Source organism: Rheinheimera mangrovi (genome assembly GCF_003990335.1).
Classification (GTDB): Bacteria; Pseudomonadota; Gammaproteobacteria; order Enterobacterales; family Alteromonadaceae; genus Pararheinheimera; species Pararheinheimera mangrovi.
In genome coordinates, this window is sequence record NZ_CP034683.1 from 3,791,153 (window position 1) to 3,814,951 (window position 23,799).

Below are 23,799 nucleotides of genomic sequence, written 5' to 3' on the forward strand. Positions count from 1 at the left end.
CAGGTAACGAAGATGGAAAAGACATTTAACCCGAGTCAAGTTGAACAAGCCATGTATCAGGCATGGGAAAGCAAAGGCTATTTCAAGCCAAGTGGTGACAACAGCAATGGTGCTTATTGCATCATGATCCCACCACCAAACGTGACCGGTAGCCTGCATATGGGCCATGCCTTCCAGCAAACTATTATGGATGCCTTAACCCGCTACAAACGTATGCTGGGTAAAAATACCTTATGGCAAGTAGGGACTGACCACGCTGGTATCGCCACGCAAATGGTGGTTGAGCGTAAACTGGCAGCCGAAGGCAAACCAGACCGTCATGCCATGGGCCGTGAAGCTTTTATTGAAAAAGTATGGGAATGGAAAGCCGAATCAGGTGGCACCATCACCGAACAAATGCGCCGTTTAGGCAACTCAGTCGACTGGGACAAAGAGCGTTTCACTATGGACGCTGGCCTGTCGAACGCGGTGCAGGAAGTTTTTGTACGCTTGTATCAGGACGACTTAATTTACCGTGGCAAACGCCTGGTAAACTGGGATCCGAAGCTGCATACGGCTATTTCTGATTTAGAAGTAGAAAACAAAGAACAAAAAGGCCACCTGTGGAACTTACGTTACCCGCTGGCTGATGGTGTGACGACTGCAGATGGCAAAAACTACATAGTAGTGGCCACTACCCGTCCGGAAACTATGCTGGGCGATACAGGTGTTGCGGTCAACCCGGACGATGAGCGTTATCAATCTTTGATCGGTAAAGAAGTGCTGCTGCCGCTGGTGAACCGCCGTATTCCAATTCTGGCCGACGAACACGCCGATAAAGACAAAGGCACAGGCTGCGTAAAAATAACGCCAGCTCATGACTTTAACGACTACGAAGTTGGTAAACGTCATCAGTTACCGATGATCAACGTGATGACAGCGGACGCCACTATCCGCACTGAAGGCGAGTGTTTCTTCCCGAATGGCGAAGCCAACCCGGCCCATAACACCCTGATCCCGGCTGAATTCCAGGGCCTGGAGCGTTATGCAGCGCGCAAAGCCATAGTAGCGGCCTTTGATGCAGCTGGGCTGTTAGACAAAGTGGAAGATCACAACAACACCCTGCCGTACGGTGACCGTTCTGGCGTGGTAATTGAACCTTTACTGACAGACCAGTGGTATGTGCGTGTTGCACCTATGGCGAAAACCGCTATTGAAGCTGTGGAAAACGGCGACATTCAGTTTGTGCCTAAACAATACGAAAACATGTATTACAGCTGGATGCGTGACATTCAGGACTGGTGTATCAGCCGTCAGCTGTGGTGGGGTCACCGTATTCCTGCCTGGTACGATGCTGAAGGCAAAGTCTATGTTGGTCGCAATGAAGCTGAAGTGCGTGCTAAGCACAGCCTGGCCGACTCTGTCACTTTACGTCAGGACAACGATGTGCTGGACACCTGGTTCAGCTCAGCGCTGTGGACCTTCTCTACTTTAGGTTGGCCGGACAATACCGAAGACTTAAAAACCTTCCACCCAACCGACGTGTTAGTCACTGGTTTTGACATTATTTTCTTCTGGGTTGCCCGGATGATTATGATGACGATGCATTTCATCAAAGATGAAGATGGCAAGCCGCAAGTGCCGTTTAAGACGGTGTATGTCACAGGTTTAATCCGTGATGAAAACGGCGACAAGATGTCCAAGTCCAAGGGCAACGTGATTGACCCGCTGGATATGATTGACGGTATCAGTCTGGACGACCTGCTGGCGAAACGCACCAGCAATATGATGCAACCGCAGCTGGCCGAAAAAATTGGCAACCAGACTAAAAAGCAGTTTCCTGAAGGTATTGAAGCCAGTGGTACTGACGCTTTACGTTTCACTTTAGCGGCTTTGGCCTCTACAGGCCGCGATATCAACTGGGATATGAAACGTTTAGACGGTTACCGTAACTTCTGTAACAAGCTGTGGAACGCCAGCCGTTACGTCACCATGATGACCGAAGAAAAAGAATGTGGTGTTGCAGGCGGCGAGATGGAGCTGTCGTTAGCCGATCAGTGGATCATCAGTCAGTACCAGCAAACCATCAGTCAGTTCCGCGGTTATTTAGACAGCTACCGTTTTGATATGGCGGCCAATACGCTGTACGAATTCACCTGGAACCAGTTCTGTGACTGGTACTTAGAACTGACTAAGCCTGTACTATTCAAAGGCACCGAAGCTCAGCAGCGTGGTACCCGTCATACCTTACTGACAGTACTGGAATCTTTGCTGCGTTTAATGCACCCGATCATGCCGTTTATCACAGAAGAGATTTGGCAGCGTGTTGCGCCCATGATCAGAAGCGATATCAAGCCAGGCGACAGCATTATGCTGCAAGCTTACCCTGAATTTAACCAGGCGCTGGTCAACGAAACCGCTACAGCCGATCTGGAATGGGTGAAGAGCTTTATCGTTGCTATCCGTAACGTACGGGGTGAGATGGATATAGCACCAAGCAAGCCATTGTCTGTACTGGTGCGCAACCTGACAGCAGACGACAGCCGCCGTTTACAAAGCAATATGGCCTTCCTGCAGAATATGGCCAAGTTAGAAGCCATTACTGTATTGGCCGATGGCGACACAGCCCCAGCTTGTGCTGCTCAGTTGTTGGGTAAGATGGATATTCTGATCCCTATGGCAGGCCTGATCGACAAAGAAGCTGAACTGGCCCGTATTGCCAAGCAACTGGAAAAAGCTCAGCAGGAACATGACCGTGTGGCCGGTAAACTGGCGAACGAAGGTTTTGTGGCTAAAGCGCCTGAAGCAGTACTGGCGAAAGAGCGTGAAAAACTGGCTGAAGCTTTGGAAGCGATCAGTAAGTTAAAAGCTCAGCAAGCACAAATAGCTGCGATTTAACTACTCACAGCAACACCATTTAAAAGGCGACTTCACAGTCGCCTTTTTTATTGGCTTTTGTTCGCCATCTTAGCCCAACCCTTTGGAAAAACCTTAAGCTCACAACTAAATAAGAATTCACATAACTCATTAGTATCAACAACTTAATCATTAAATCCTTAGATTATAACTTCCTCAGATGCTGATAAGAGACTTTTTGCAGGACGCTCTTTAAAGTGCATTCCAACACTTAGACGCAGCCCAACTGCGAGCACTTTACATTTAAAAAAAGGAAAATATCATGCGTTTACTCCCTTTAGTTATAGCCACCACATTGGCTTTTGCTGTGACAACTCCTGCTTTGGCCGCAGAGGATAGTCAAAGCGGATTTCATCACAGCAGACTGGACTTTGGCGCTTTTCGAATGACAGATGACAACTTAGTCCGGGATTTAAATGGCTATGCTGTGCAGGCCCAGACTCAGTATTCATCGTCCTGGCAATTTGCGTTGATGTCAAAACATGCTGAAGCCAAAAGCAATAACCAGCAACAAGAATACCGCCGACTGCAACTGGCTGCGCATTATCAGTTTGCTAAGTTAGAACTTTGCCAATGTGATTATCTTGGAGGTCTGGAGCTCAGAGTGGGTGAGGAAAAGTATCAGGGCGTTTTTGCACAGTCGCATCAGTTTTATGCCTTTGGCTATAAATCAGAATGGACACCAGCACAAGACTTTTCGCTGATATCCAACCTGGGCTATCAGTATGACAACGCTCAGGCCGAGTTTTCACGCCGTGGCTGGTACTACGAAGTACAACTGAACTATCAATTAAGCAGTCGGATCAGTCTGTATACCAATTATCAGCGCCAGGAAGACCAACATCACTTTGGTCTGGGCCTTCGTGTGCCGTTGTTCTGAGTTGAGCTTCAGAGCCCATCTTAGCTCGGTATCGAAAACTTAATACCGAGCTAAGCCGCGCTAATCCGCAAAAGCAGGCCAGCGCAGCAGGTATAAATGTAGCTGAGGATAGATCATCATATTGACGAAAAGTTGCTGCGGCGCGCTGGGCTGCATGGTAAAAGTCATGGGCATGCCTTTACCCTGCAATTGCAGCTGCTGCAACGTGACTTTTTCCACAGCATCAGGTTGGTGCAGCGGAAAACGGCGAAACTCCGATTTATCATGCACATAATAATAGACCCAGCCCTGACTCAGTCTGTAGCTGCTTAATAGACTGCCAGCATCTCTGCTCAGCACCTGATCGCCTTTGCCACCATCGACATAATGCATTAACTGGTTGCCGCGATAATAATACAGCTGGCCCAGGTCAAACTGCGGCACTGAGCCCTGGTTTAAGCCCAGGCGCTGCAACTGGCCAGAAGGCAATTGCACCCGCCAGATTTGCTGCTGTTTATTCAAATCCCGTTGCACCACCAGACTGTCGCCACTGGGGTCAAACACCGGAAATAAAAATTCAGCCTGCGGTAAAAGTTGAGTCAATCGCTGTTGCTTTAGCTGGTACAGCCAGAGTACTTTTTTCTGGCTGAAGGCCAATTGCGTTCCGTCTGGGGACCAGCTGATATGGTTGATAGGTTCGTTGGAAGGTGCAAGCTCTGTCAATTGCCTGTCTTGACCCGCTTCACGCAACCAGATTTGCCAGCCCAGGCCTTGTAACACTGCAAAAGCAAAACTATCAGGCTGCACCGGATTCGGCGTAACGGCGGCGACTGAGCCCTGGCCTTGCCAAAACCAACTGAGCTTGCGCTGCTGCTCATCAAACAGATGATCCAGCTGCACCACCTGCATAGAGCCACTGCGTCCAGCTAGTCTGGCGCTGACTTCTGACACTACAGCACTGTGCTCGTCCAGTAAATTCAACTCACCCGCTTCAAAACCTACAGGTAACTTCTGTTTTTGTACCTGAAAGTCCGATAGCCGAACCCGCACTAATTCCAGTCCATTAAGCCCATACAGATAATCCCCTGCCGGGTTAAAAGCCAGCTGCAATACCATGCCTGTTTGCTCAAAGCTAGCCAGTTTCCGCTGTTCATGGGTTCGCAGATCATAGAGGTAAATCAACCCAGCCTTACTATTATCCAACCGGACATAAGCTAACTGATGGCCACCTGGTGACAGAGTAAAATCCAGTAAACCCATGGCGGTACCGCGACTATTGACCAGCACCTGACGCTGGCCTGTTGCCAGTTCTTCCTGGATCAGGTGCACTGAGTTTTGCTGCGATTCCAGCTCAGGGCGATACAGCATTCGGCCATCACCTGCCAGTAAAGCCCGCACTTTAGAACCCGGACTACATCTTGCATCCAGTTGCTGTTGTTGATACGCCGGGTAAGCACTGAAATCATACAATCTGTAGCTGCACTGGCCCGTCTGCATATGCTGGGCCAGTACCAGCAACACTGGCCGACCGGGTTGCCAGTTTTGTACTTGCAAGTGATGTTCAGCCAATTCCAGACTGACAGCTTCTTCACTGGTATTTTGCGCTTGAGGGTTCGTTTTTTTACTATACAACTGCACTATAACCCTGGCTTGCTGGGGTGAATTAAACTGAGAATAGGCCAGTAAAGTTTTATCTGCACTGAGTAAAGGTGTCGACGCCATCCCTTGCGCCCAAGTTATTTGCTGCGGCTTTGGCCAGTCTGAAAGCGGGGCTGAGCTGGCGGGCACAGCAGCTAGCTCTTGCTCCACAGAATCAGGTTCTGCGGGCAGCAATAGATAAGCACTCATTGCCAAAGCACACAGAATCAACAGTAGCAGGGGCCATCGCAACCAAAAGGCTAAGGGCTGGATTGAGGCTGTAGCCAACTCCGGAGCTTTCGCAGTAACAGACTGGAGTTCATTGGATTGGCCGGGCAACGGTTGAGTGGTTAGTTCCAGCTCTTTATCAGGGGCTGCAGTCCCGGATAAAGCAGACACGCCAGCCGTAGTGTTCACACTCTGTTGTCGGAGTATAAACTGCTGCTGCAGAACCTGACTCCACTGCAGGCTATACCCCTTGCGGTGATGTGTTTTTAACACAGAGACATCAAGCAATGGATGCTGTAGTGCCTTTCGCAAATCCGAAATAGCTCTGTTGATGGCGTTATCGTCGACATAGGCCTGCTGCCAGACCTGATCAGCTAATTCTTGTCTGACGATCACCCGCTGAGGGTGCGCTAAAAAATGCTGCAACAAACGAAACAACAGAGGCTCCAGCTCAATCTCCTGATTGAGGTCGATATCGACTATTGCAAACCTGGCAACATCAATGGTCCAGGGACCTAACAACACCATAGGTAATCCATCCTTTTGGGAACTGACGTCAGTTCTTGTGGGTTGCAAATATGCAGCAAATGTAAATTGAATGCCAGAGCTGTTCCCTGACATCAGAGCAAATTTGATAACAACAGAAAGCTGTTTCAGATCTGTCTGCAAGCTGTAAAACTTTCGTGAATAAAATTCAGTTGAAAAGTTTGGCTTAAAGCGTGATCTGCTATACCATTCTGCCGCCACTTAGTCCGTCAAGGTTGAGCGGTTCCCTGAAAATTCTCAAATGGAAGAGACAAGATGAAATTAAAGTTAAGCGCCTTATTCGTTGCCTTAGTAGTGACTGCAGTTCCAGCTCAGGCTGATTGGTTAAATGCAGTCAAAGACGGCGCAGGCAGCATGCTGAAAGAAACCAAAGACAGCGCTAAAACCGCGGCTTTAAATACTTCAGTGCGCACAGCTTTAGGTTTAACTGAGGGTAAATCTACTCAGGCTGCTATTGCTGAGAAACTGGGTGAACCAGTCAGCAAAACAGAAAAAGACGGTAAAACTCTGTGGTTATACGACGTGACCGCTTTATCTGCCAGCTACCCAACTTTAACTGAGTTAGTAAAAACTCAGGAAGCAGCACAAAAGTCTGTGCAATTAAGCTTCAATGGCGATATGTTAGATAAGTTAGAACTGATCACCAACGCTAAGTAATTCTTTAATCACTGCCGCAACCAGCGGCAGTGATTTTTTCCAACTATTTCCCTCCAATGTCTGCATTTTCACGGCTATTCGAACCCACTCAAAAGTTGTAGAAAGTATTTTTTTTGTTATTATTGCGCGCCTGAATTTAACCCGTGTAAATTCATTCTGTTGTTTACCCTGATCTGGCAAACCTGCACTATAAGCAGTGCGATTCAGTCCCGGGCTCTGGCAGCTAAAACCCCAAACACTCCGTATGCAATTGACGCAGCGGTTGGCTTTTATTTTTCTGGCGTTGCCAGGCTTTGTGAAGGAACCCTTAAATGGATTCACCAAGTGCCATTAGTTTGATCCCACCAGTTGTTGTGATGGCTGTTGCCATCTGGCTGAAGCGGCCGATTTTGTCGCTGGTTGTGGGCGCAGTTGCAGGTTTGTTGATGCTGTTTCCAACTCAACCTTTTGAGTTGCTAAATACCTTTGCTGAGATCTCAACCAGCGTGATGCAGGATGAAACCATTGGCTGGTTAATTCTGGTTTGTGGTGGTTTTGGATCCTTAATTGGTTTGTTGATCCATACAGGAGGCGCGGTTGCGTTTGGCCGTTCGGCTTCTAAGCTGGCAACAGGCCCGCGCTCCTCTATGTTTATGACCTTTGTTTTAGGCTGCATTATTTTTATCGACGACTATCTGAACGCGTTAAGCGTGGGTGAAGCGATGAAACGGGTGACAGATAAATACAAAATTTCCCGTCAAATGCTGGCTTATATAGTGGATTCTACCGCTGCACCTATTTGCGTCATTATTCCTATTTCTACCTGGGCTATCTTCTTTGGCGGTTTGCTGGAAAACAATAAAGTCGCTGAAGCCGGGCAAGGTGTGGATGTTTATATGCAAGCCATTCCTTATATGCTGTATCCATGGCTGGCCGTATTGATGGTGCTGTTAGTTACGTTAAAAATTATGCCTGCCATAGGCCCGATGAAAAAAGCTGAACTGGCGGCGCAAAATGGTACACCTCTGGATGTATTGCCTGATGTGGGTGTTGAAGCCAGTGCCAGTCATCACCATGTGCAGGGCCAGACTGTTCCTGCTGGTGATCAGTATGCTGTGCATTCGATGGAACAAGAATTTGAAGGCAGCAATAAACAAGGCAAGCTGCGTAACTTTATAGTGCCTATGCTGATGCTGATCGGTTTTACCATCTACTTTGATATTGATGTACTCAAAGGTCTGTTAGTGACTTTAGTGCTGACTATCGCTTTTTATAGTTACCAGCGTCTGATGCCATTAGGCGAGATGATGGAAGTAATGATGAATGGTTTTAAAACCATGCTACCCGCCATCTGTACTGTAATCGCCGCTTTTGTGTTTAAAGATGTCTGCGACAAGTTATTGCTGCCTCAGTATGTGATTGAAAACCTGACGCCTTATATGACGGCACAAATGCTGCCCGCTATCGTATTTTTAGCTATGGCTGTGCTTTCGTTTGCTACAGGTTCGTCCTGGGGTATTTTTGCCGTTTCAATTCCTATTGTGATGCCTTTGGCTTATGCGGTAGAAGCTGATATCCCACTGGTCATTGGTGCGCTGTTATCGGCCAGTTCTTTTGGCAGCCAGGCCTGTTTCTACAGTGACTCAACTGTATTAGCAGCTCAGGGCTCGGGTTGTAACCTGGTGTCGCATGCTGTGACTCAGTTGCCTTATGCTTTAATAGCAGCCACTCTGGCATTTATTGGTTTTATCCTGATCGCTTAAATCTTCAAAGTTGCATAACAAAAGGCACCGCAAGGTGCCTTTTTCATTTCAGCTACAGGCCAAATTTATCTTGGTTATAACTTTTGGCGATATAGAAAAGCTCAGGCCGTTAATCTACAAAAACGCACAGATTCATACATCCTATCCATTTTTTACGAAATAGTGTTAGAAATAAGCGAGTTAGCGAAGGACTGGCTTGAAAAGCATAAGTGGCCATTCCTTTATTCCATAAAGTTTTAGATACTAAGACTTTTATGCTTGAAGACCGCTAACTATCCAGACATCCGGTTATTTCTAATTCATCTATACAAGACCAATCCATTAGTTATTTTACTTTCTACTCAGGCCTAGAATGCGCTCACTTTCTGCCAGGGCCAGTGCTCTGTGATGCAGAACCTTTAGCACAACGAGGTTTTTATGCTTCATTCAACACAAGAGTTTTTATCCGGCAACACCACATCAGAGGCCAGCAGTGCTTTGCCTGTGCTGGATCTGAGCCTGATGGATGGCACAGCCGTTGAGCAACAATCTTTTATTCAACAATTACGTGTTGCAGCCCGTGATGTCGGTTTCTTTTACCTGACAGGTCATGGTCAAACCGAACAGAAACAACAACAGATTTTAGCCCTGGCCAAACAGTTTTTTGCGCTGCCGCTGGCCGATAAACAACAAGTGCAGATGATCCACTCCCCTCACTTTCGTGGTTACACAGGCTTAGGTGGTGAACTCACCCGTGGTCAACCGGATATCCGCGAACAGTTTGACCTGATGCGGGAAGACGTTATACCAGCCCAGACCGATATCAGTCCGGCCTGGCAAGGTTTAATAGGTCCAAACCAATGGCCAACGGCTTTACCACAGATGAAAACTGAACTGCTGAACTGGCAACAATCGCTGTCTGATATCACGGTTAAACTGATGCGCGCTTTAATGCTGGCGTTACAACAACCTGCTGATGCTTTAGATGCCACCATCAAGGCTGGCCCTTACCAGCATATGAAACTGATCCGCTACCCTGGTGTGGATGCAAAAGCGTCAAACAGCAAACAAGGTGTGGGCGCTCATAAAGATCCGGGCTACCTGACCTTAGTGGTGCAGGATGATCAATCCGGTTTAGAAGTGGAAACCGAACAAGGTTGGGTTTCTGTCGCTCCGCTGCCGGGCGCTTTTGTGGTCAATATTGGTGAGCTGCTGGAACTGGCGTCCAACGGCTACTTAAAGGCTACCTTGCACCGTGTCGTCAGCCCAAATTCTGGTGTAGAGCGTTACTCTTGTGCCTTTTTTATGGCAGCTCAACTGGACGCTACTGTGCCTTTATTGCAGTTGCCGTCTCATTTAGCTGACGAAGCCAAAGGTCCGGCCAGCGATCCTTCTAACCCATTGTTTTATCAGGTCGGCCAGAATGTGCTAAAAGGACGTTTACGTTCGCACCGTGATGTAGCTGCAGCTCATTATGCAGAGTTAGCCAAAGCTGTCTAAGCTCAGCACAAGCAAAGATAAATATAAAAACAGAACTAAGGTTTACTATGAAATTCCGTACTTTAAGTATTCATGCCGGGCAACAACCAGACCCAAGCACCGGCGCTTTAGCTACTCCGGTGTATTTCACCAGCACCTTTAGTTACGGTACAGCTGAAGAAGGTCAGGCCCGTTTTTCCGGTCAGAATCCGGGTTATATCTACAGTCGTTTTGCCAACCCTACGACCGCCGCCTTAGAGCAAAAACTGGCAGCCCTTGAAGGAGCAGACGAAGCTTTAGTCGTAGCCAGTGGTATGGCGGCAGTCAGCGCCATTATGTATGCGCTGACCAATGCAGGGGATGAAGTCGCTTTTATCGACCCTGTCTACGGCGGTACTGATGCCTTTTTACGTAATACCTTAACCCGCGCCGGTGTCACCTTAAGTCGTTACAGCAGCGATAAAGACTTTGCCGAACGGGTGAAACCCAACACCAAAGTGGTGTTATTTGAGCCTATCACCAACCCGACCTTAAAAGTGATAGACACTCGCATAGTGGTAGAAGCGGCCCGTAAAGTCGGCGCTTTGGTGATTTGTGACAATACCTTTTTAACGCCTTATTTATTCCGCCCGCTGGAAATAGGTGCTGATATTGTGATGCACAGCGGCACTAAATACCTGTCTGGCCATGGCGATATTATTGCCGGCATAGTGGCAGGACGCAGCGAACTGATGCAGAAAATCCGCACTGTGGCACTGAAACATATAGGTTCACCTATAGGCCCGCAGGAAGCTTATTTGCTGCAGCGTGGCGTAAAAACTCTGACACTGCGGATGGATGCTCATATCGAAAACGCCCGTAAAGTGGCTGACTTTTTAGCGGCTCATCCTAAAGTGGCCAAAGTCTATTACCCTGGCCATGCCAGTCATCCGGGCCATCAGGCTGTAGCGGACACTGCCAGTGGTTTTGGTGGCATGGTGGCTGTGGATATCGAAGGTGGTTTTGCCAAAGCTGCCGTATTTTTAAATCACCTGCAGTTATTCGCGCAGGCGGTCAGCCTGGGTGATGTCGAAAGCCTCGCTTGTCACCCGGCCAGCACCACCCATGCTGCTATGACAGCTGAAGACAGACAAAAAGCGGGTGTTACTGAAAATCTGGTGCGTCTGAGTATAGGTGTGGAAGATGCGGATGATTTAATAGCCGACTTAGCACAAGCTTTGGCCAAGCTCGACTAAAAGCAGGTATTGGGATGGTGAAGGGTCAAAGCTCAGCCTTTGGCCCTTATTCATTTCAGGACTATAAAATACGAATTTCGTTCTTTTTAAGAATATAAATATCCTCTACATTCATCTCAAGCGTCCAGACGGCTAAAGCTTGAAGCAAGTACAGTCGCAGGATCCGAAGCCTCCACCACTTGCGCTTCGTAGAAAACAAAAAACATCCAGGAACACAAAAACAAAAAACAGACTGACCGGAACGCCGGAAGTGATTAAAAAACTTGCGGAGAATATGATGTCAGTTCAATACACTCAATATTACGGTTTACACAGCAAAGCCAGAACCAGCCCAACCCGTTTCTATAAAAGCTTCCAACTGGCCAGCCTGGCAGCAGCTTTGTTGCTCAGCTTACCCAGCCAAGCCGGTTACCCTAGTATTTACGGCAAAATTAATCTCAGTGCTCAGCAGTATAATTTCGAAAAGTTAAATTTTGCCCAGACCACTCCAGCCACTAGTCCGGTCAGCTATTTGCATACAGGCGCAACCAGCCTGGCTGATGAGCTGGACAACACCTCTGTCGAAAGCAATGCCTCGCGTTTTGGTATTCGTGGTGATTTAGATGTATCAGCCGAGCTGAAAATTGTTTACCTGGTGGAATACGGCATAGACGTCGACAACGGCACCAACGCCAATGGCCGTGAACTGACTCAGCGTAATATCTACGCTGGCTTGCAGGGCGAATGGGGTACGCTGCTTATCGGCAAAAACGATACACCACTGAAAACTCTGCAAACCAATACGGTCGTGCGTGGCGACATCGACAGATTTAACGATGCAGCGCTTGCCGATATCGGCAGCTATCTGGTCGGCGAAAACCGCGCCGATAACGTGATCCAGTACAACTCACCTATTTTCCTTGAAGGTTTTGAATTCAGTTTTGCCGCAGTACAAAGCGAAGAAACAGGCATAGCAGTCAATGCTAACAATCCACAGGATGAAAGTGATTTAGCCAGTGGTTATTCCAGCGCTTTAACTTACGGTAAATCCAAATGGTTTGTTGGTGTCGCCATCGACAACAATGTCGCCACTACAGACGCCATTCGGGTGTTAGGCGAAGTATCTGTTGGCCCGGTGAAATTAGGCGCTATCTACCAAAGCGCTGAAGCCCATAAAGACAGCGACCGTATTGGCCCCTTCTCTAGCTTCGTTGGCTCTTCAGTATCCAGCTCTGGTGCGCAAAACGGCCTGAACCCGATCAGCGAATGGGATGGCGTTTCAGGTAATGCCTTTATTGAGCAGGATGGTTATGTGCTGAATGCGGCCTGGAAAGTTGCAGGCCCATGGACAGCCAAAGCTCAGTACGGCAGCTCAACCTCTACACCAGCCAACAGCAGCTACGGCGATGTGGATCTGACAGCTCTGGCACTGGGTGTGGATTACAAACTAAGTGACGCAGCACGGCTTTACAGCTACTACGCCCAGTTAGAAACCGAAGGTGACAGCCTGATCGGCACAGTAAAACCTAAAGACAGCACTTTGGCCCTGGGCCTGGATTTCAGATTCTGAACCCTATTTTAAAAGGAAAAACGCTATGCAAAGCATCAAAAATAAATTACTGCTGGCCGCCACTGTACTGACCTTAAGTTCAGGCTTAATGGCCAAAGATATTACCTTACTCAATGTGTCGTACGACCCAACCCGCGAGTTATACCGTGATTACAACAAAGCCTTCTCGGCTTACTGGCAGCAAAAAACCGGCGATACCGTCAAAATTGAACAATCACACGGTGGTTCCGGCAGCCAATCACGTTCTGTCATTGATGGCTTAAGAGCAGATGTAGTGACCTTAGCTTTGTCCGGCGATATAGATCCGCTGGCAAAAATTGGTAAGTTACTGCCGGAAAACTGGGAAAGCCGATTAGCCGACAGCAGCGCGCCTTACACCTCCACCATCGTATTTTTGGTGCGCAAAGGTAATCCGAAAAATATCAAAGACTGGGACGACCTGGTAAAAGAAGGGGTCGAAGTGATCACTCCGAATCCGAAAACCTCAGGCGGCGCCCGCTGGAACTATTTAGCAGCCTGGGCTTATGCCGAACAAAAATACGGCTCCGATGATGCAGCCAAAGACTTCGTTGGCAAGCTGTTTAAAAACGTACCTGTACTGGACTCTGGCGCCCGTGGTTCAACCACCACTTTTGTGCAGCGTGGCATAGGGGATGTGTTACTGGCCTGGGAAAACGAAGCCTTTTTGGCAGTCAATGAATTAGGCAAAGACAAGATTGAAATCGTAGTGCCGTCCTTGTCTATTCTGGCTGAACCTTCTGTTGCTGTAGTGGATAAAAACACTGAAGCCAAAGGCACCACCGAAGTAGCTACTGCCTACCTGCAGTACCTGTATAGCAAAGAAGGCCAACAACTGGCGGCCAAACATTACTACAGACCTCGCGACAAAGCAGTGGCAGCAGAGTACAGCAAACAGTTCCCACAACTGAAGCTGGTGACTATTGCCGACTTTGGTGGCTGGCAAAAAGCCCAACCAGAACACTTTGGTGATGGCGGCGTGTTTGACCAAATTTATAACTAGTCATAGACCTCAAAATAATTGGAGCTGCAGCGCGGCATTGTAGGGGCAGGGTTTATCCCTGCCCACCTGGTGTCAGAATCAAGGCACCAGAGTCAAAATGCCAGCACAGCTGCAGTTTTATCTGCGAAAGGGATAACCACAAAGGAGGTTCCTTATCTTGAACAAATCATCCTGGCTAAAACCCACCGTATTACCCGGCTTTGGCTTATCCCTGGGCTTTGCCACCTTTTATTTAAGCTTAATAGTGCTGCTGCCTTTAGCCGCTTTATTGGGTCATAGCCTGACGTTAAGTTGGGCAGAATTCTGGAAAGTAGTGGCCAGTGACAGAGCTATCGCCAGTTATCAGCTGACTTTTGGCGCCTCTTTTATTGCTGCAGCTGTCAATCTGGTGTTTGGTTTGATCGTCGCCTGGGTGTTAGTGCGCTACAACTTCTTTGGCAAAAAGGTGATTGATGCCTTAGTCGATTTACCCTTTGCTTTACCCACAGCAGTAGCAGGCATAGCGCTGACAGCCATTTATGCCCCTAATGGCTGGATTGGCCAGCATTTAAGCGCTTGGGGCATTAAAGCCGCCTACAGCCCGTTAGGTGTCACCTTAGCATTGATTTTTATCGGCCTGCCTTTTGTAGTGCGCACAGTGCAGCCTGTACTAGAGGATTTGGAAAAAGAAATTGAGGAAGCAGCCGCCAGTTTAGGTGCAAATCGCTTACAAACCTTTTGCCGCATTTTATTCCCAGCTCTGTTGCCCTCTTTACTGACAGGTTTTGCGCTGGCATTTGCCCGTGCTGTCGGTGAATACGGTTCTGTGGTCTTTATCAGCGGCAATATGCCAATGAAAACTGAAATTACGCCGCTGCTCATCATGACCCGCTTAGAACAGTTTGATTATGCCGGTGCCGCCGCACTTGGCTCTGTGATGTTATTGATTTCCTTTATTTTATTGCTGCTGATTAACCTGCTTCAACACTGGAGCAATAACAGACATGGAGCCAAAGCATGAGCAGTATCCCACTCGTTTCCCCTCATCCGGCAGCTGCAGCTTTACGCAAAGCCACCACAGAACCTGCATGGGTCAGACTACTGCTCACCTGCATTGCCCTGTTGTTTTTAAGTCTGTTCCTAGTGCTGCCATTAATCATTGTTTTTAGCGAAGCTTTTGCCCGTGGTGCTGAACTGTATTGGGCTTCCATCAGTGAACCTGCTGCTTTACATGCGATTAAACTCACACTGATAGCAGCAGCTATTGCTGTACCCTGCAATGTGATTTTTGGTCTGGCAGCCAGCTGGGCTATCGCCAAGTTTCAGTTTAAAGGCCGGCAGCTGTTGATCACCCTAATAGATCTGCCAATAGCCGTCTCACCTGTGATTGTAGGTTTAAGCCTGATGCTGATTTTTGGCGCTCGCGGTTATTTAGGCGATTGGCTGATGGATCATGATGTGCGCATTATGTTTGCAGTCCCCGGCATAGTACTGGCGACTATTTTTATCACCTTTCCTTTTGTGGCCCGTGAGCTTATTCCATTAATGCAGGAGCAAGGCAGGGAGCAGGAAGAAGCCGCTTTAACTTTAGGTGCCAACGGCTGGCAAACCTTTTTCCGGGTTACTTTACCTTCAGTGAAATGGGCCTTGTTATACGGCGTGATTTTAGCCAATGCCCGCGCTATGGGTGAGTTTGGCGCTGTCAGTGTGGTGTCAGGAAAAATCCGCGAGCAAACCAATACCATGCCTTTGCATATTGAAATCTTGTACAACGAATATCAGTTTGCTGCCGCTTTTGCCGTATCGTCTTTATTAGCTTTATTGGCTTTAGTCACACTTCTGCTGAAATCCCTGCTGGAATACAAAGCGGCCAAAGATTTAGCCCAAGGCCGATCGCACTAACCTCTACTCAGCCTGTTAGCTGCGGATTTCGCAGCTAACAGGCGTCTCTGCCAGAGCTTTTGCAAAAACGCCGTCATCGTTCAGGTTCTCTTGAGCAGCAAGTCCTGTCAGCAAGCCTTCCTGCTCAGCGACCACTAAAGCCACCATGGTATCGCCAGTGACATTAGTGGTAGTGCGGGCCATATCGACAATACGGTCGATGGCGGCGATAAAGGCGATACCTTCCAGCGGTAAACCCACCACAGATAAAGTCACAGTCAGCATCACCAGCGCAGTGCCTGGCACACCAGCTGTGCCTAATGAAGCCAAAGTGGCGGTACCAACAATCAGCAGATAATCAATAAACTGCAGTTCAATGCCGTATAAGCTGGCAATAAAAATAGCGGCTATTGCCGGATAAATACCACCACAACCATCCATATTGATGGTTGAACCTAAAGGCAACACAAAACCCGCATAGTCTTTGGAGACCTTCAGATCTTCAGTCACAGCTTTGTAACTGGCAGGCAAAGAGGCATAACTGGAGCAGGTACTAAAGGCAACCAGTTGCACCGGGAAAATAGCTTTGAAGTAATCCGTTACTTTCATTGAACTGAAAAAGTGCACAAAACCGCCATAGGTCAGGCCAATATGCAGCAAACAGCCAACATAAATAGCCAAAATAAACTTACCCAGCGGCAGCAACATCTCCAGGCCATAAGTGCCAACCACCCAGGCTATCAAACCAAAAATACCCACAGGAGTAAACAGCAGCACCAGACGGGTGACCTCAAACATCATATCGGCGCCAGAGCGAACCACTGCAAGCATAGCAGTGCCCTTTTCGCCTATATTACGCAGAGCAAGCCCCAACAAAATGGCAAACAACATCACAGGTAAAACCTGTCCCTGCGCCATAGCGGCCACAGGATTTGCAGGTATTAAATCCACCAGTACCTGACTGACAGGAGGTATGACTTTTTCGGTCACTTGTGCAGCCACTAAATTCTGGCCAGCTTCAAATTGAAAAGCTGTGCCTACACCCAGGCCTATCAGGCTGGCAATCAAAGCGGTCAATAAAAATAGCCCCACTGTTTTACTGGCGATACGACCTAAGCCTTTGCCTTGTCCCAGTGAGGTAATACTTAAAATCAGGCTAAAAAACACCAGCGGGATCACTAACATCTTAATGGCATTGATATAGGCGGTTCCCAACGGCTTTAATAGCAGCGCATCAGTGCCTAACACTAAACCCGCAATGACACCCAATGCCATAGCAACTAACACCTGCTGCCAGAGTGCAAATTTTAAATTGATGTTTTTCATAACAAATTCCACAGAAGATAGCTGGCCAGTATAAGTGCCAGACCAATTCGGACCTATTCAGTTCTGTTCTAAGCAAGAACCAAAAGGAGCAAGGCTTTGGCTGATGCTAACGCCTAAATATGATATTCACTTTTGGAATATAAATTACATTTACACAATCATTTTGATCTAATAGATTAAAGCTGTTGCCGCAATACCTCACCTGGTAGTGCAGCAACCACCTTAGTTGTTGAATGGATGCGAAATTCGTAGGGTACATGGAGTGCCACCCCCCGCTACGTTCTATTCCTTGTCCTGTTGCTTGTGGTCCACAGTCTTTATCGACTTAAGTGACTACCCCAATATAGCCCCGCTAACTTTTCGGCGGGGTCTTTTTTATTCACAAAACCTTTATATCTATTTGAAATATTCAATCACAATTTATTGAAATGTTTACATAAAAGATTGGGTATGATTCGAATGTAGTACATTAATGAAAGGACTTAGCATGACGATAAAAACTCCACTGGCATCCGCTATCAGTTTGGTATTGATCAGCGGTGCTTACAGCAGCAGCACTCTGGCGCAACAGGCGCAGGCTGACGTAGAGAAAATTTCCGTGATTGGCAGTCGTCTATCCGTGCGATCAGCCACCGAAACCAGCTCACCAGTCGATATTATTGATGAAGCTCAACTGGCAGGCACAGGTGCGCTGGAAACAGCCAAAGCTTTGCAAATGCTGGTTCCAAGCTTTAACTTCCCGACATCTTCTATTACAGACGGTTCTGATGCAGTAAAACCAGCCAGTTTAAGAGGTTTGTCACCAGACCATACGCTGGTATTAGTGAATGGTAAAAGACGCCATGGCACAGCTTTGGTTCACCTGAACGGTACTATGGGCCGCGGTAGTTCAAATGTCGATTTGAATACTATCCCTGTTTCAGCCATTAAACGCATTGAAGTACTGCGTGACGGTGCTGCGGCTCAATATGGTTCGGATGCTATTGCTGGCGTTATTAACATAGTACTGAAAGATCAGGCGGGCTCGGGTGAGATTACTGCCAGCACAGGTCAAACCTACGAAGGCGATGGCGAATACTACAAGGCGTCGCTGAATTCAGGCTTTCGTTTTGCCGATACTGGCTTTGTAAACTTCAGTGTGGAGCAACAGCACAAAAATGGCACCAACAGAGCGGGTTTAGATCCACGTGAGCAATACAACCCGATTAACGGCGCTCCGGATCCGCGTGAAGCCAGTTTTAATCGGCTAAGTCACAAAGTGGGTGATGCCGCATTTAAACAACAAGCTGTGTTTATTAATGCAGGCTACGAGCACGGCACTACAGAATGGTATGCCTTTGGTGGCGCCAGTCACAGAGAATCAGCTTCAGGCGCTTTTTATCGTATAGCGAAAGATGCGCGTAACGTCCCGGAAATTTACCCTGACGGCTATCTACCGGAAATAGCACCAGAATCAGGTGATTACTCCTTAACTACAGGAGTCAGATTTGACGTTGCTGACTGGCGCCTGGACCTCTCTGCTGGCACAGGTGAAAGCAGCTTCAAATACTATGTCAATAATTCGCTGAATGCATCTTTTGGCCCCACCAGCCCAACCAGCGCTTATGCCGGTGAACTGGTGAATGCTGAGCAAAACTTTAATGTTGATGCCAGTAAAAGATACAGCTTTGTCAACGATTCAGAATTGGTGGTATCCACAGGGCTAAGCCGCCGCCATAACAGCTACCAGATTAATGCTGGTGAAGAGGTATCATGGCGCAACTATGGTTATCAGAATAAAGCCGGAGGTATTCAGGGTTTTGGTGGTTTTACCCCAGAGTCAGAAGTAGACGAATCGCGCCACAATACCGCACTTTATCTGGAACTTGAAAACGCCCTGACAGACGATTTTACCTGGGGTGCAGCTGTACGTCAGGAAGACTATTCCGACTTTGGCAGCGACACTAGCTGGAAACTGTCTGGCCGTTATCAATTGACTGAGAAATGGGCTGTACGTGCCACAGCAAACGATGCGTTCCGGGCCCCTAGTGTGCAGCAACTGTATTTCTCTAACTTGTCGACACTTTTTGTGGCCGATCCGCAAACAGGTGTGCTGACACCTACTGAATCCGGTACTTTTAACAATATATCGGCCGTAACCCGAGCTATTGGCCAGGGTGATTTGCAAGCAGAGTCGGCGTTAAGTTTCAGTGGCGGCATTACCTTTCAGGGTGATGACGGCTTCAGCTTCACGTTGGATGGCTACCGCATTGAGCTGGACGACCGCGTGATACTGACAGGCAGCGTTGCCCGTGCCGACAGTGTTGCTTTAGCTGCTATTTTGGGTGATTCAGGAGCAAACTCAGTTCGGTTCTTTACTAATGCTGTAGATACCACGACTCAAGGCCTGGAAGCTGTAGTGGCCTACCAGTGGGACGCTGGGTTGTGGGGAGAATGGAAAACTTCGTTCAGCGCGCAATACAACGACACCAGCATAGACGCTATCCGTGTTCCCACTCTGTTGGATGGTCTTCAGAGCAAACTCTTTGATCGGGTTGAGCAAGTACGTTTAACCAAAGCCAATCCAAATAAAGGCGCAGTCTGGAGCCTGACACAGGATTACAAGCAGCTGCAAACCAATCTGAGACTAAACTACTTTGGTCCTTACACTATTGGTTATGCCACAGGAGATAAAACCTACAGCGGCAAAACTACAGTGGATATCACTTTTCACTACGAGCTGACGGATCAATTGCGTTTTGGCTTTGGCGCCAACAATCTGTTTGATACTTATCCGGATAAACAACCGGAGATCAACAGCTTCAATGGGATCTTTATCTATCCAAATACCAATGCGCCTTTTGGCTTTAACGGTGGCTCTTATTACGCAGATCTGAGTTATCGCTTCTGAGCAGGTGAATAACAGTATCTTCAAGGCAGCTTCGGCTGCCTTTTTTATGTCCATGGAAGGACGGTATGTCGCAACTGTCGGGGTGATAACGGTCTTTCGAAATGCCAACAGTTTGGCATTTCGTCGTTATCACGCCTTAGCCTCTGGCGCAGGCCGGAAGCCTGTTGCGACTAGATCGGATAGATCTGCTGTCCAGTGCCGGAACTGGCCAGACAAAACCCTAAAGGCTCTTTAGTATGAGGTCTTCTTATTGAACAGGATTAGTATCATGCCCACCTACTTTCACCAACTTCACCACCAAAGACCCCCTTTACTGCTTATCAACATCTGGGACCCGGCCAGTGCGGTTTTAGCACAACAACAAGGTGCCCAAGCCCTTGGCACCTCCAGCGCCGCTTTAGCCTGGTCTTTGGGATACGTTGATGGTCAACAGCTTCCAGTTGCCGAATTGCTGGCCGCAGTAAAGCGTATCCTGCGAGTGATTCAATTGCCTTTGACTGTGGATATAGAACAAGGCTATAGCGATGAACCAACACAAGTTGCAGAATTGGTTGTGCAGTTGGCAGAGCTGGGGGTGGCTGGTATTAATATTGAGGATGGGACAGCTACGCCAGAGCTTTTATGCGCAAAGATCCGCGCTTGTCGTCGCCTTTTAAACGAGCGGGCTATGTTTATCAACGCCAGAACTGATGTCTATCTGGCGCAATTGGCTACAGGGTCAGAAGCTGTTACAGAGTGCCGTAGACGGTTGGCCTTGTATCAAGAGGCTGGGGCTGATGGCGCTTTTGTGCCTGGATTAACGGATTTAGCTGTGGCGAAACAATTGAGTCAGCATTGCAGTTTGCCGCTGAACTTAATGGGCTGGCCGGAAGCTGCAACTGTTGAGGATTTAACTGCAGCCGGAGTGAAGCGCTTAAGTGCAGGGCCTGCTTTATTTCTTCAGAGTTATCAGGCTTATCAGGGGGCTGTGTTAAGTTTTTTGCAACAAAGTCCACTTGCAGATCCCGCTTTAAATTACTCTGATCTCAATAACTTATTCAGTTAGTACCTCAGTGAAATGGTCAGCTAAATACCTTCGCCAAGAAAAACCTTAGTGTAACGGGGCTTCACCCAGGCTTGTTGCCCCACTGATAACCCCAGTTGTTTAAAACGATCACGAGCCAGCTCCACATAAATAAGTTGCTGGCTGTCTTTGGCTAACAATTCCAGCCGGACATTGGGGCCTACTATGGTAATCAGGTCGACTTTGGCTTCCAGCGCTTCGTCCGCAGGTTTGAGCAACAGATCAATTTCATGCGGCCGTACATAAGCAAAACCACTCTCTTCCTGTTCGTCGCTAAATTCCGACGAGGCGACAGACAACTGGCCTATTTCGGCTTTGCCTTGTTTAATGCGGGCGTGGAACAAGTTCACATTGCCTAAAAACTCATAAACAAAAGGATTGGCCGGGTTGTCGTACACTTGCTCAGGTGAGCCTTGCTGCTCAATCCGGCCTTTGTTCATCACCACTATTTTGTCGGCCACTTCCAGTGCTTCTTCCTGATCGTGAGTGACAAAAACGCTGGTGACATGAATTTCATCATGCAGTCGGCGCAGCCAGCGGCGCAATTCGGCTCTGACCTTGGCATCCAAAGCACCAAAAGGTTCGTCCAGCAGCAGTACTTTAGGCTCAACCGCCAAAGCCCGGGCTAAAGCAATACGCTGACGTTGACCACCGGAGAGCTGGGACGGATAGCGGTCTGCAGTCCAATCCAGTTGCACCAGCTCCAGCAAATGCTGCACTTTTTTACGGATTTGCTCTGGGGTAGGACGCTGCTTTTTTGGTTTGACTGTTAAACCAAAAGCCACGTTTTCATAGACTGTCATATGCTTAAACAGCGCATAGTGCTGAAATACAAAACCTACACCTCGCTCTGACACATGGCGCGCGCTGATATCCAGATCATCAAAGTGGATGCTGCCACTGTCGGCTTGCTCTAAGCCGGCAATAATACGTAACAAGCTGGTTTTACCTGAACCTGAAGGGCCAAGTAGGGCGGTGAGCTCACCGGTCTGAATGGATAAACTGACATTATCGACGGCAACAAAGTCACCAAATTTTTTATTGATCTGCTCTATTCGGATGCTCATATCAGCGCTCTGACTTCAGGTTGCAGCCAGTACAGCTTTTGCGTTAGTGGCTCAACATCACTTCAGATCCGGTGGTCCGGTGCGCCGAAGCAGGAGAAAAATTGATTCCCTAAGTAATTGGAGTTACAGCAAGGCGACCAGTGAAAGAATCCCCATGAACATAGTGGCCTATGTGATTGGGGTGATAGAGCATGGTCAACACAGCAGCAGCTTCAAGTACGACGGGTAGGTTCACTGAGGGACGCAGTCTGAACCGTGAAGACTAAGCTTTATCCAGACGTAGTTTTTCGTTTTTTTCCAACTGCACTAATTTGCCCTGATGAAACACCAGTTCAATAGATCCAAACTCTACCCGACCCACCAGTTTTTCCAGTTTATCGAGCAGTTGGTTCAGCAAATCTGCAGATATTTCTTTTGCCGCCATCTCTGTTCTCCTTAAGGACATCTCTATGTCTTTATGCATTAAAGCAGAGCTAACTAATAACTTAAAATACTTTAAAGTAGCAAGGTTATACGAAAAAGAAATAAAAAAGGGTCAGAGTCAAGACTCTGACCCTAGTGACTTGATTTAGTGACGTGGAGCTTCGTCGTCTTCGTCATCATCGAAGTCGCCTTCTTCGTCTTCGCCACCTTCAAAATAGGTGCCCCAACCGTCGTATTCGACACCAAACTTCTGCGCTAAGGCTTCCAGTTTGATTGCATCTGCTGTGATGCTGGCGCCGTCCAGTGATTGCTCACGAATAGCGTCGAATACCCAGGCGGTGCCGCCTTCTTCAAATTCAACTTCTTCGGCGTCTGTGACTTCGTAACCTAATTTAAAGACTTCCACAGCCAGTTTTTCTAAGCGGGCAAAATCTTCATGGTAAAAATGGTGTTCGATGGTGTATTCCGCATCCGGATCGCTGCCGTCTTCCATCAATGCAGCTATGGTGTCTTCAGTAAATTCTTGCCAGTTTTCCATGATATTACCCCGTGACAGTCAATGAGTCGGCAGTGTAGTCGGTTGCCACTTCGCTATCAAGCAGCTTAATCTTATCTGCCATCTGTTGCCGTATTGTTTCAGCCAGTTCACGGGCCGGAGTTCCTTCAGGCTGGATAGGTGACAAAATCTCAATAATGACTCTGCCGTTATTCCATTTGTTTAAGCGCACCTTGTTGGTACTGCTCATACAAATAGGCACCAGCGGCACTTTAGCTTGGTGTGCAATATGAAAAGCACCGGTTTTAAAAGGCAATAAACCACGGCCATAACTACGGGTACCTTCAGGAAATACCCAGACCGAGACTTTGTCCTGCACTATACGATCCACTGCGCCCTGCATAGTGCCTACTGCTTTGGATTTATTGGCTCTGTCGATCAGGATATTGCCACTGAGCCAATACAGCTGACCAAAAAACGGGATCCATTTCAGGCTTTTTTTACCTATGGTGACAGTGCCAGGTAATAAAGCTTTGCTGATAGTAAACAAATCGTAGTTATTCTGATGGTTGGCTAAAAACACACATGGCATAGCAGCTGTCACTTCAGGAGCCTGACGCACTTCGACTTTTAAACCAAAGATCCAGGCCGCCCAGCCGTACCAGCTGGAAAATAGCGCCACGTTCGGGACATAAAAAGGACGAACCAGACAGATCAGCAAACCCACTAAGGCACTGAATACAATAAAAATGGCGACCAGCACCAAGCGTAGAATAGCTAACACAAAAAGGCCCCTGTATTTTACAAGGGCCTGAGTATAACGGCATTAGTGTTTTTGTCTGGTTT

Annotated in this window: 18 protein-coding genes; 12 read left to right on the plus strand and 6 right to left on the minus strand. The window is 47.9% G+C overall.

Translation table 11 applies throughout. The annotated features are described in order from the left end of the window. The first annotated feature begins 12 nt into the window (after positions 1-12). Both EK374_RS17175 and EK374_RS17180 read left to right on the plus strand, forming a co-directional pair. Positions 13-2,877, plus strand: coding sequence for a valine--tRNA ligase (locus EK374_RS17175; RefSeq protein ID WP_127025764.1), 2,865 nt, complete (start codon positions 13-15; stop codon positions 2,875-2,877). A gap of 280 nt (positions 2,878-3,157) precedes the next feature. Then, a complete protein-coding gene (locus tag EK374_RS17180) occupies positions 3,158-3,775 on the plus strand; it encodes a porin family protein (protein ID WP_127025765.1) in 618 nt (205 codons plus the stop codon). Between the two features lie 60 nt (positions 3,776-3,835). Here EK374_RS17180 and EK374_RS17185 read toward each other — a convergent pair whose 3' ends face one another. Further along, positions 3,836-6,148, minus strand: coding sequence for a winged helix-turn-helix domain-containing protein (locus EK374_RS17185; RefSeq protein ID WP_127025766.1), 2,313 nt, complete (start codon positions 6,146-6,148; stop codon positions 3,836-3,838). A gap of 273 nt (positions 6,149-6,421) precedes the next feature. On the opposite strand from EK374_RS17185, the gene EK374_RS17190 reads away from it, so the two are divergent. The 8 genes from EK374_RS17190 (at position 6,422) to cysW (ending at position 15,709) form a co-directional block, all read left to right on the plus strand. Then, entirely contained in the window at positions 6,422-6,823 is a 402-nt protein-coding gene (locus EK374_RS17190; RefSeq protein WP_127025767.1) for a hypothetical protein, read from the plus strand. A 311-nt stretch (positions 6,824-7,134) separates the two neighbouring features. After that, positions 7,135-8,565, plus strand: coding sequence for a Na+/H+ antiporter NhaC family protein (locus EK374_RS17195; protein ID WP_127025768.1), 1,431 nt, complete (start codon positions 7,135-7,137; stop codon positions 8,563-8,565). Positions 8,566-8,982: 417 nt separating this feature from the next. Beyond that, on the plus strand, positions 8,983-10,044 hold the full coding sequence (locus tag EK374_RS17200) for an isopenicillin N synthase family dioxygenase (protein WP_127025769.1): 1,062 nt from the start codon (positions 8,983-8,985) through the stop codon (positions 10,042-10,044). A 47-nt stretch (positions 10,045-10,091) separates the two neighbouring features. Continuing rightward, complete coding sequence (locus tag EK374_RS17205; protein WP_127025770.1) at positions 10,092-11,258, plus strand: trans-sulfuration enzyme family protein; 1,167 nt, start codon at positions 10,092-10,094, stop codon at positions 11,256-11,258. 277 nt (positions 11,259-11,535) lie between these two features. Then, positions 11,536-12,807 carry a porin gene (locus EK374_RS17210; protein ID WP_164731903.1) on the plus strand — a complete coding sequence of 424 codons (1,272 nt, stop codon included), beginning with the start codon at positions 11,536-11,538 and terminating at the stop codon, positions 12,805-12,807. Positions 12,808-12,832: 25 nt separating this feature from the next. Further along, entirely contained in the window at positions 12,833-13,828 is a 996-nt protein-coding gene (locus tag EK374_RS17215) for a sulfate ABC transporter substrate-binding protein (RefSeq protein WP_127025772.1), read from the plus strand. A 157-nt stretch (positions 13,829-13,985) separates the two neighbouring features. After that, complete coding sequence (gene cysT / locus EK374_RS17220) at positions 13,986-14,828, plus strand: sulfate ABC transporter permease subunit CysT (RefSeq protein ID WP_127025773.1); 843 nt, start codon at positions 13,986-13,988, stop codon at positions 14,826-14,828. Further along, positions 14,825-15,709, plus strand: a complete 885-nt coding sequence (gene cysW, locus EK374_RS17225) for a sulfate ABC transporter permease subunit CysW (protein ID WP_127025774.1) — start codon at positions 14,825-14,827, stop codon at positions 15,707-15,709. The genes cysT and cysW overlap by 4 nt, the downstream gene beginning before the upstream one ends. Positions 15,710-15,724: 15 nt before the next feature. Here the strand turns inward: cysW and EK374_RS17230 are convergent, their stop codons facing one another. After that, complete coding sequence (locus EK374_RS17230) at positions 15,725-17,014, minus strand: dicarboxylate/amino acid:cation symporter (RefSeq protein ID WP_127025775.1); 1,290 nt, start codon at positions 17,012-17,014, stop codon at positions 15,725-15,727. Positions 17,015-17,501: 487 nt separating this feature from the next. Here EK374_RS17230 and EK374_RS17235 point away from each other — a divergent pair, with 487 nt between their 5' ends. Both EK374_RS17235 and EK374_RS17240 read left to right on the plus strand, forming a co-directional pair. Beyond that, the gene (locus EK374_RS17235; protein WP_206099235.1) at positions 17,502-19,904 is read left to right on the plus strand and encodes a TonB-dependent receptor plug domain-containing protein; all 2,403 of its coding nucleotides are present in this window, start codon (positions 17,502-17,504) and stop codon (positions 19,902-19,904) included. Between the two features lie 268 nt (positions 19,905-20,172). Next, positions 20,173-20,949 carry an isocitrate lyase/PEP mutase family protein gene (locus tag EK374_RS17240; protein WP_127025776.1) on the plus strand — a complete coding sequence of 259 codons (777 nt, stop codon included), beginning with the start codon at positions 20,173-20,175 and terminating at the stop codon, positions 20,947-20,949. A gap of 20 nt (positions 20,950-20,969) precedes the next feature. Here the strand turns inward: EK374_RS17240 and EK374_RS17245 are convergent, their stop codons facing one another. The 4 genes from EK374_RS17245 to EK374_RS17260 form a co-directional block, all read right to left on the minus strand. Next, positions 20,970-22,034, minus strand: coding sequence for a sulfate/molybdate ABC transporter ATP-binding protein (locus EK374_RS17245; protein WP_127025777.1), 1,065 nt, complete (start codon positions 22,032-22,034; stop codon positions 20,970-20,972). Positions 22,035-22,296: 262 nt separating this feature from the next. Beyond that, a complete protein-coding gene (locus EK374_RS17250; protein ID WP_127025778.1) occupies positions 22,297-22,458 on the minus strand; it encodes a YezD family protein in 162 nt (53 codons plus the stop codon). Positions 22,459-22,602: 144 nt separating this feature from the next. Further along, positions 22,603-22,995 carry a ribonuclease E inhibitor RraB gene (gene rraB, locus EK374_RS17255; protein ID WP_127025779.1) on the minus strand — a complete coding sequence of 131 codons (393 nt, stop codon included), beginning with the start codon at positions 22,993-22,995 and terminating at the stop codon, positions 22,603-22,605. 4 nt (positions 22,996-22,999) lie between these two features. Continuing rightward, the gene (locus EK374_RS17260; protein ID WP_127025780.1) at positions 23,000-23,737 is read right to left on the minus strand and encodes a 1-acylglycerol-3-phosphate O-acyltransferase; all 738 of its coding nucleotides are present in this window, start codon (positions 23,735-23,737) and stop codon (positions 23,000-23,002) included. Positions 23,738-23,799: the final 62 nt, after the last annotated feature.

Excerpts from the sequence above, each read along its gene's own strand:
- EK374_RS17175 (WP_127025764.1), top strand. The coding sequence starts at position 13 with ATGGAAAAGACATTTAACCCGAGTCAAGTTGAACAAGCCATGTATCAG.
- EK374_RS17180 (WP_127025765.1), top strand. The coding sequence starts at position 3,158 with ATGCGTTTACTCCCTTTAGTTATAGCCACCACATTGGCTTTTGCTGTG.
- EK374_RS17185 (WP_127025766.1), bottom strand. The coding sequence starts at position 6,148 with ATGGTGTTGTTAGGTCCCTGGACCATTGATGTTGCCAGGTTTGCAATA.
- EK374_RS17190 (WP_127025767.1), top strand. The coding sequence starts at position 6,422 with ATGAAATTAAAGTTAAGCGCCTTATTCGTTGCCTTAGTAGTGACTGCA.
- EK374_RS17195 (WP_127025768.1), top strand. The coding sequence starts at position 7,135 with ATGGATTCACCAAGTGCCATTAGTTTGATCCCACCAGTTGTTGTGATG.
- EK374_RS17200 (WP_127025769.1), top strand. The coding sequence starts at position 8,983 with ATGCTTCATTCAACACAAGAGTTTTTATCCGGCAACACCACATCAGAG.
- EK374_RS17205 (WP_127025770.1), top strand. The coding sequence starts at position 10,092 with ATGAAATTCCGTACTTTAAGTATTCATGCCGGGCAACAACCAGACCCA.
- EK374_RS17210 (WP_164731903.1), top strand. The coding sequence starts at position 11,536 with ATGTCAGTTCAATACACTCAATATTACGGTTTACACAGCAAAGCCAGA.
- EK374_RS17215 (WP_127025772.1), top strand. The coding sequence starts at position 12,833 with ATGCAAAGCATCAAAAATAAATTACTGCTGGCCGCCACTGTACTGACC.
- cysW (WP_127025774.1), top strand. The coding sequence starts at position 14,825 with ATGAGCAGTATCCCACTCGTTTCCCCTCATCCGGCAGCTGCAGCTTTA.
- EK374_RS17230 (WP_127025775.1), bottom strand. The coding sequence starts at position 17,014 with ATGAAAAACATCAATTTAAAATTTGCACTCTGGCAGCAGGTGTTAGTT.
- EK374_RS17235 (WP_206099235.1), top strand. The coding sequence starts at position 17,502 with ATGACGATAAAAACTCCACTGGCATCCGCTATCAGTTTGGTATTGATC.
- EK374_RS17240 (WP_127025776.1), top strand. The coding sequence starts at position 20,173 with ATGCCCACCTACTTTCACCAACTTCACCACCAAAGACCCCCTTTACTG.
- EK374_RS17245 (WP_127025777.1), bottom strand. The coding sequence starts at position 22,034 with ATGAGCATCCGAATAGAGCAGATCAATAAAAAATTTGGTGACTTTGTT.
- EK374_RS17250 (WP_127025778.1), bottom strand. The coding sequence starts at position 22,458 with ATGGCGGCAAAAGAAATATCTGCAGATTTGCTGAACCAACTGCTCGAT.
- rraB (WP_127025779.1), bottom strand. The coding sequence starts at position 22,995 with ATGGAAAACTGGCAAGAATTTACTGAAGACACCATAGCTGCATTGATG.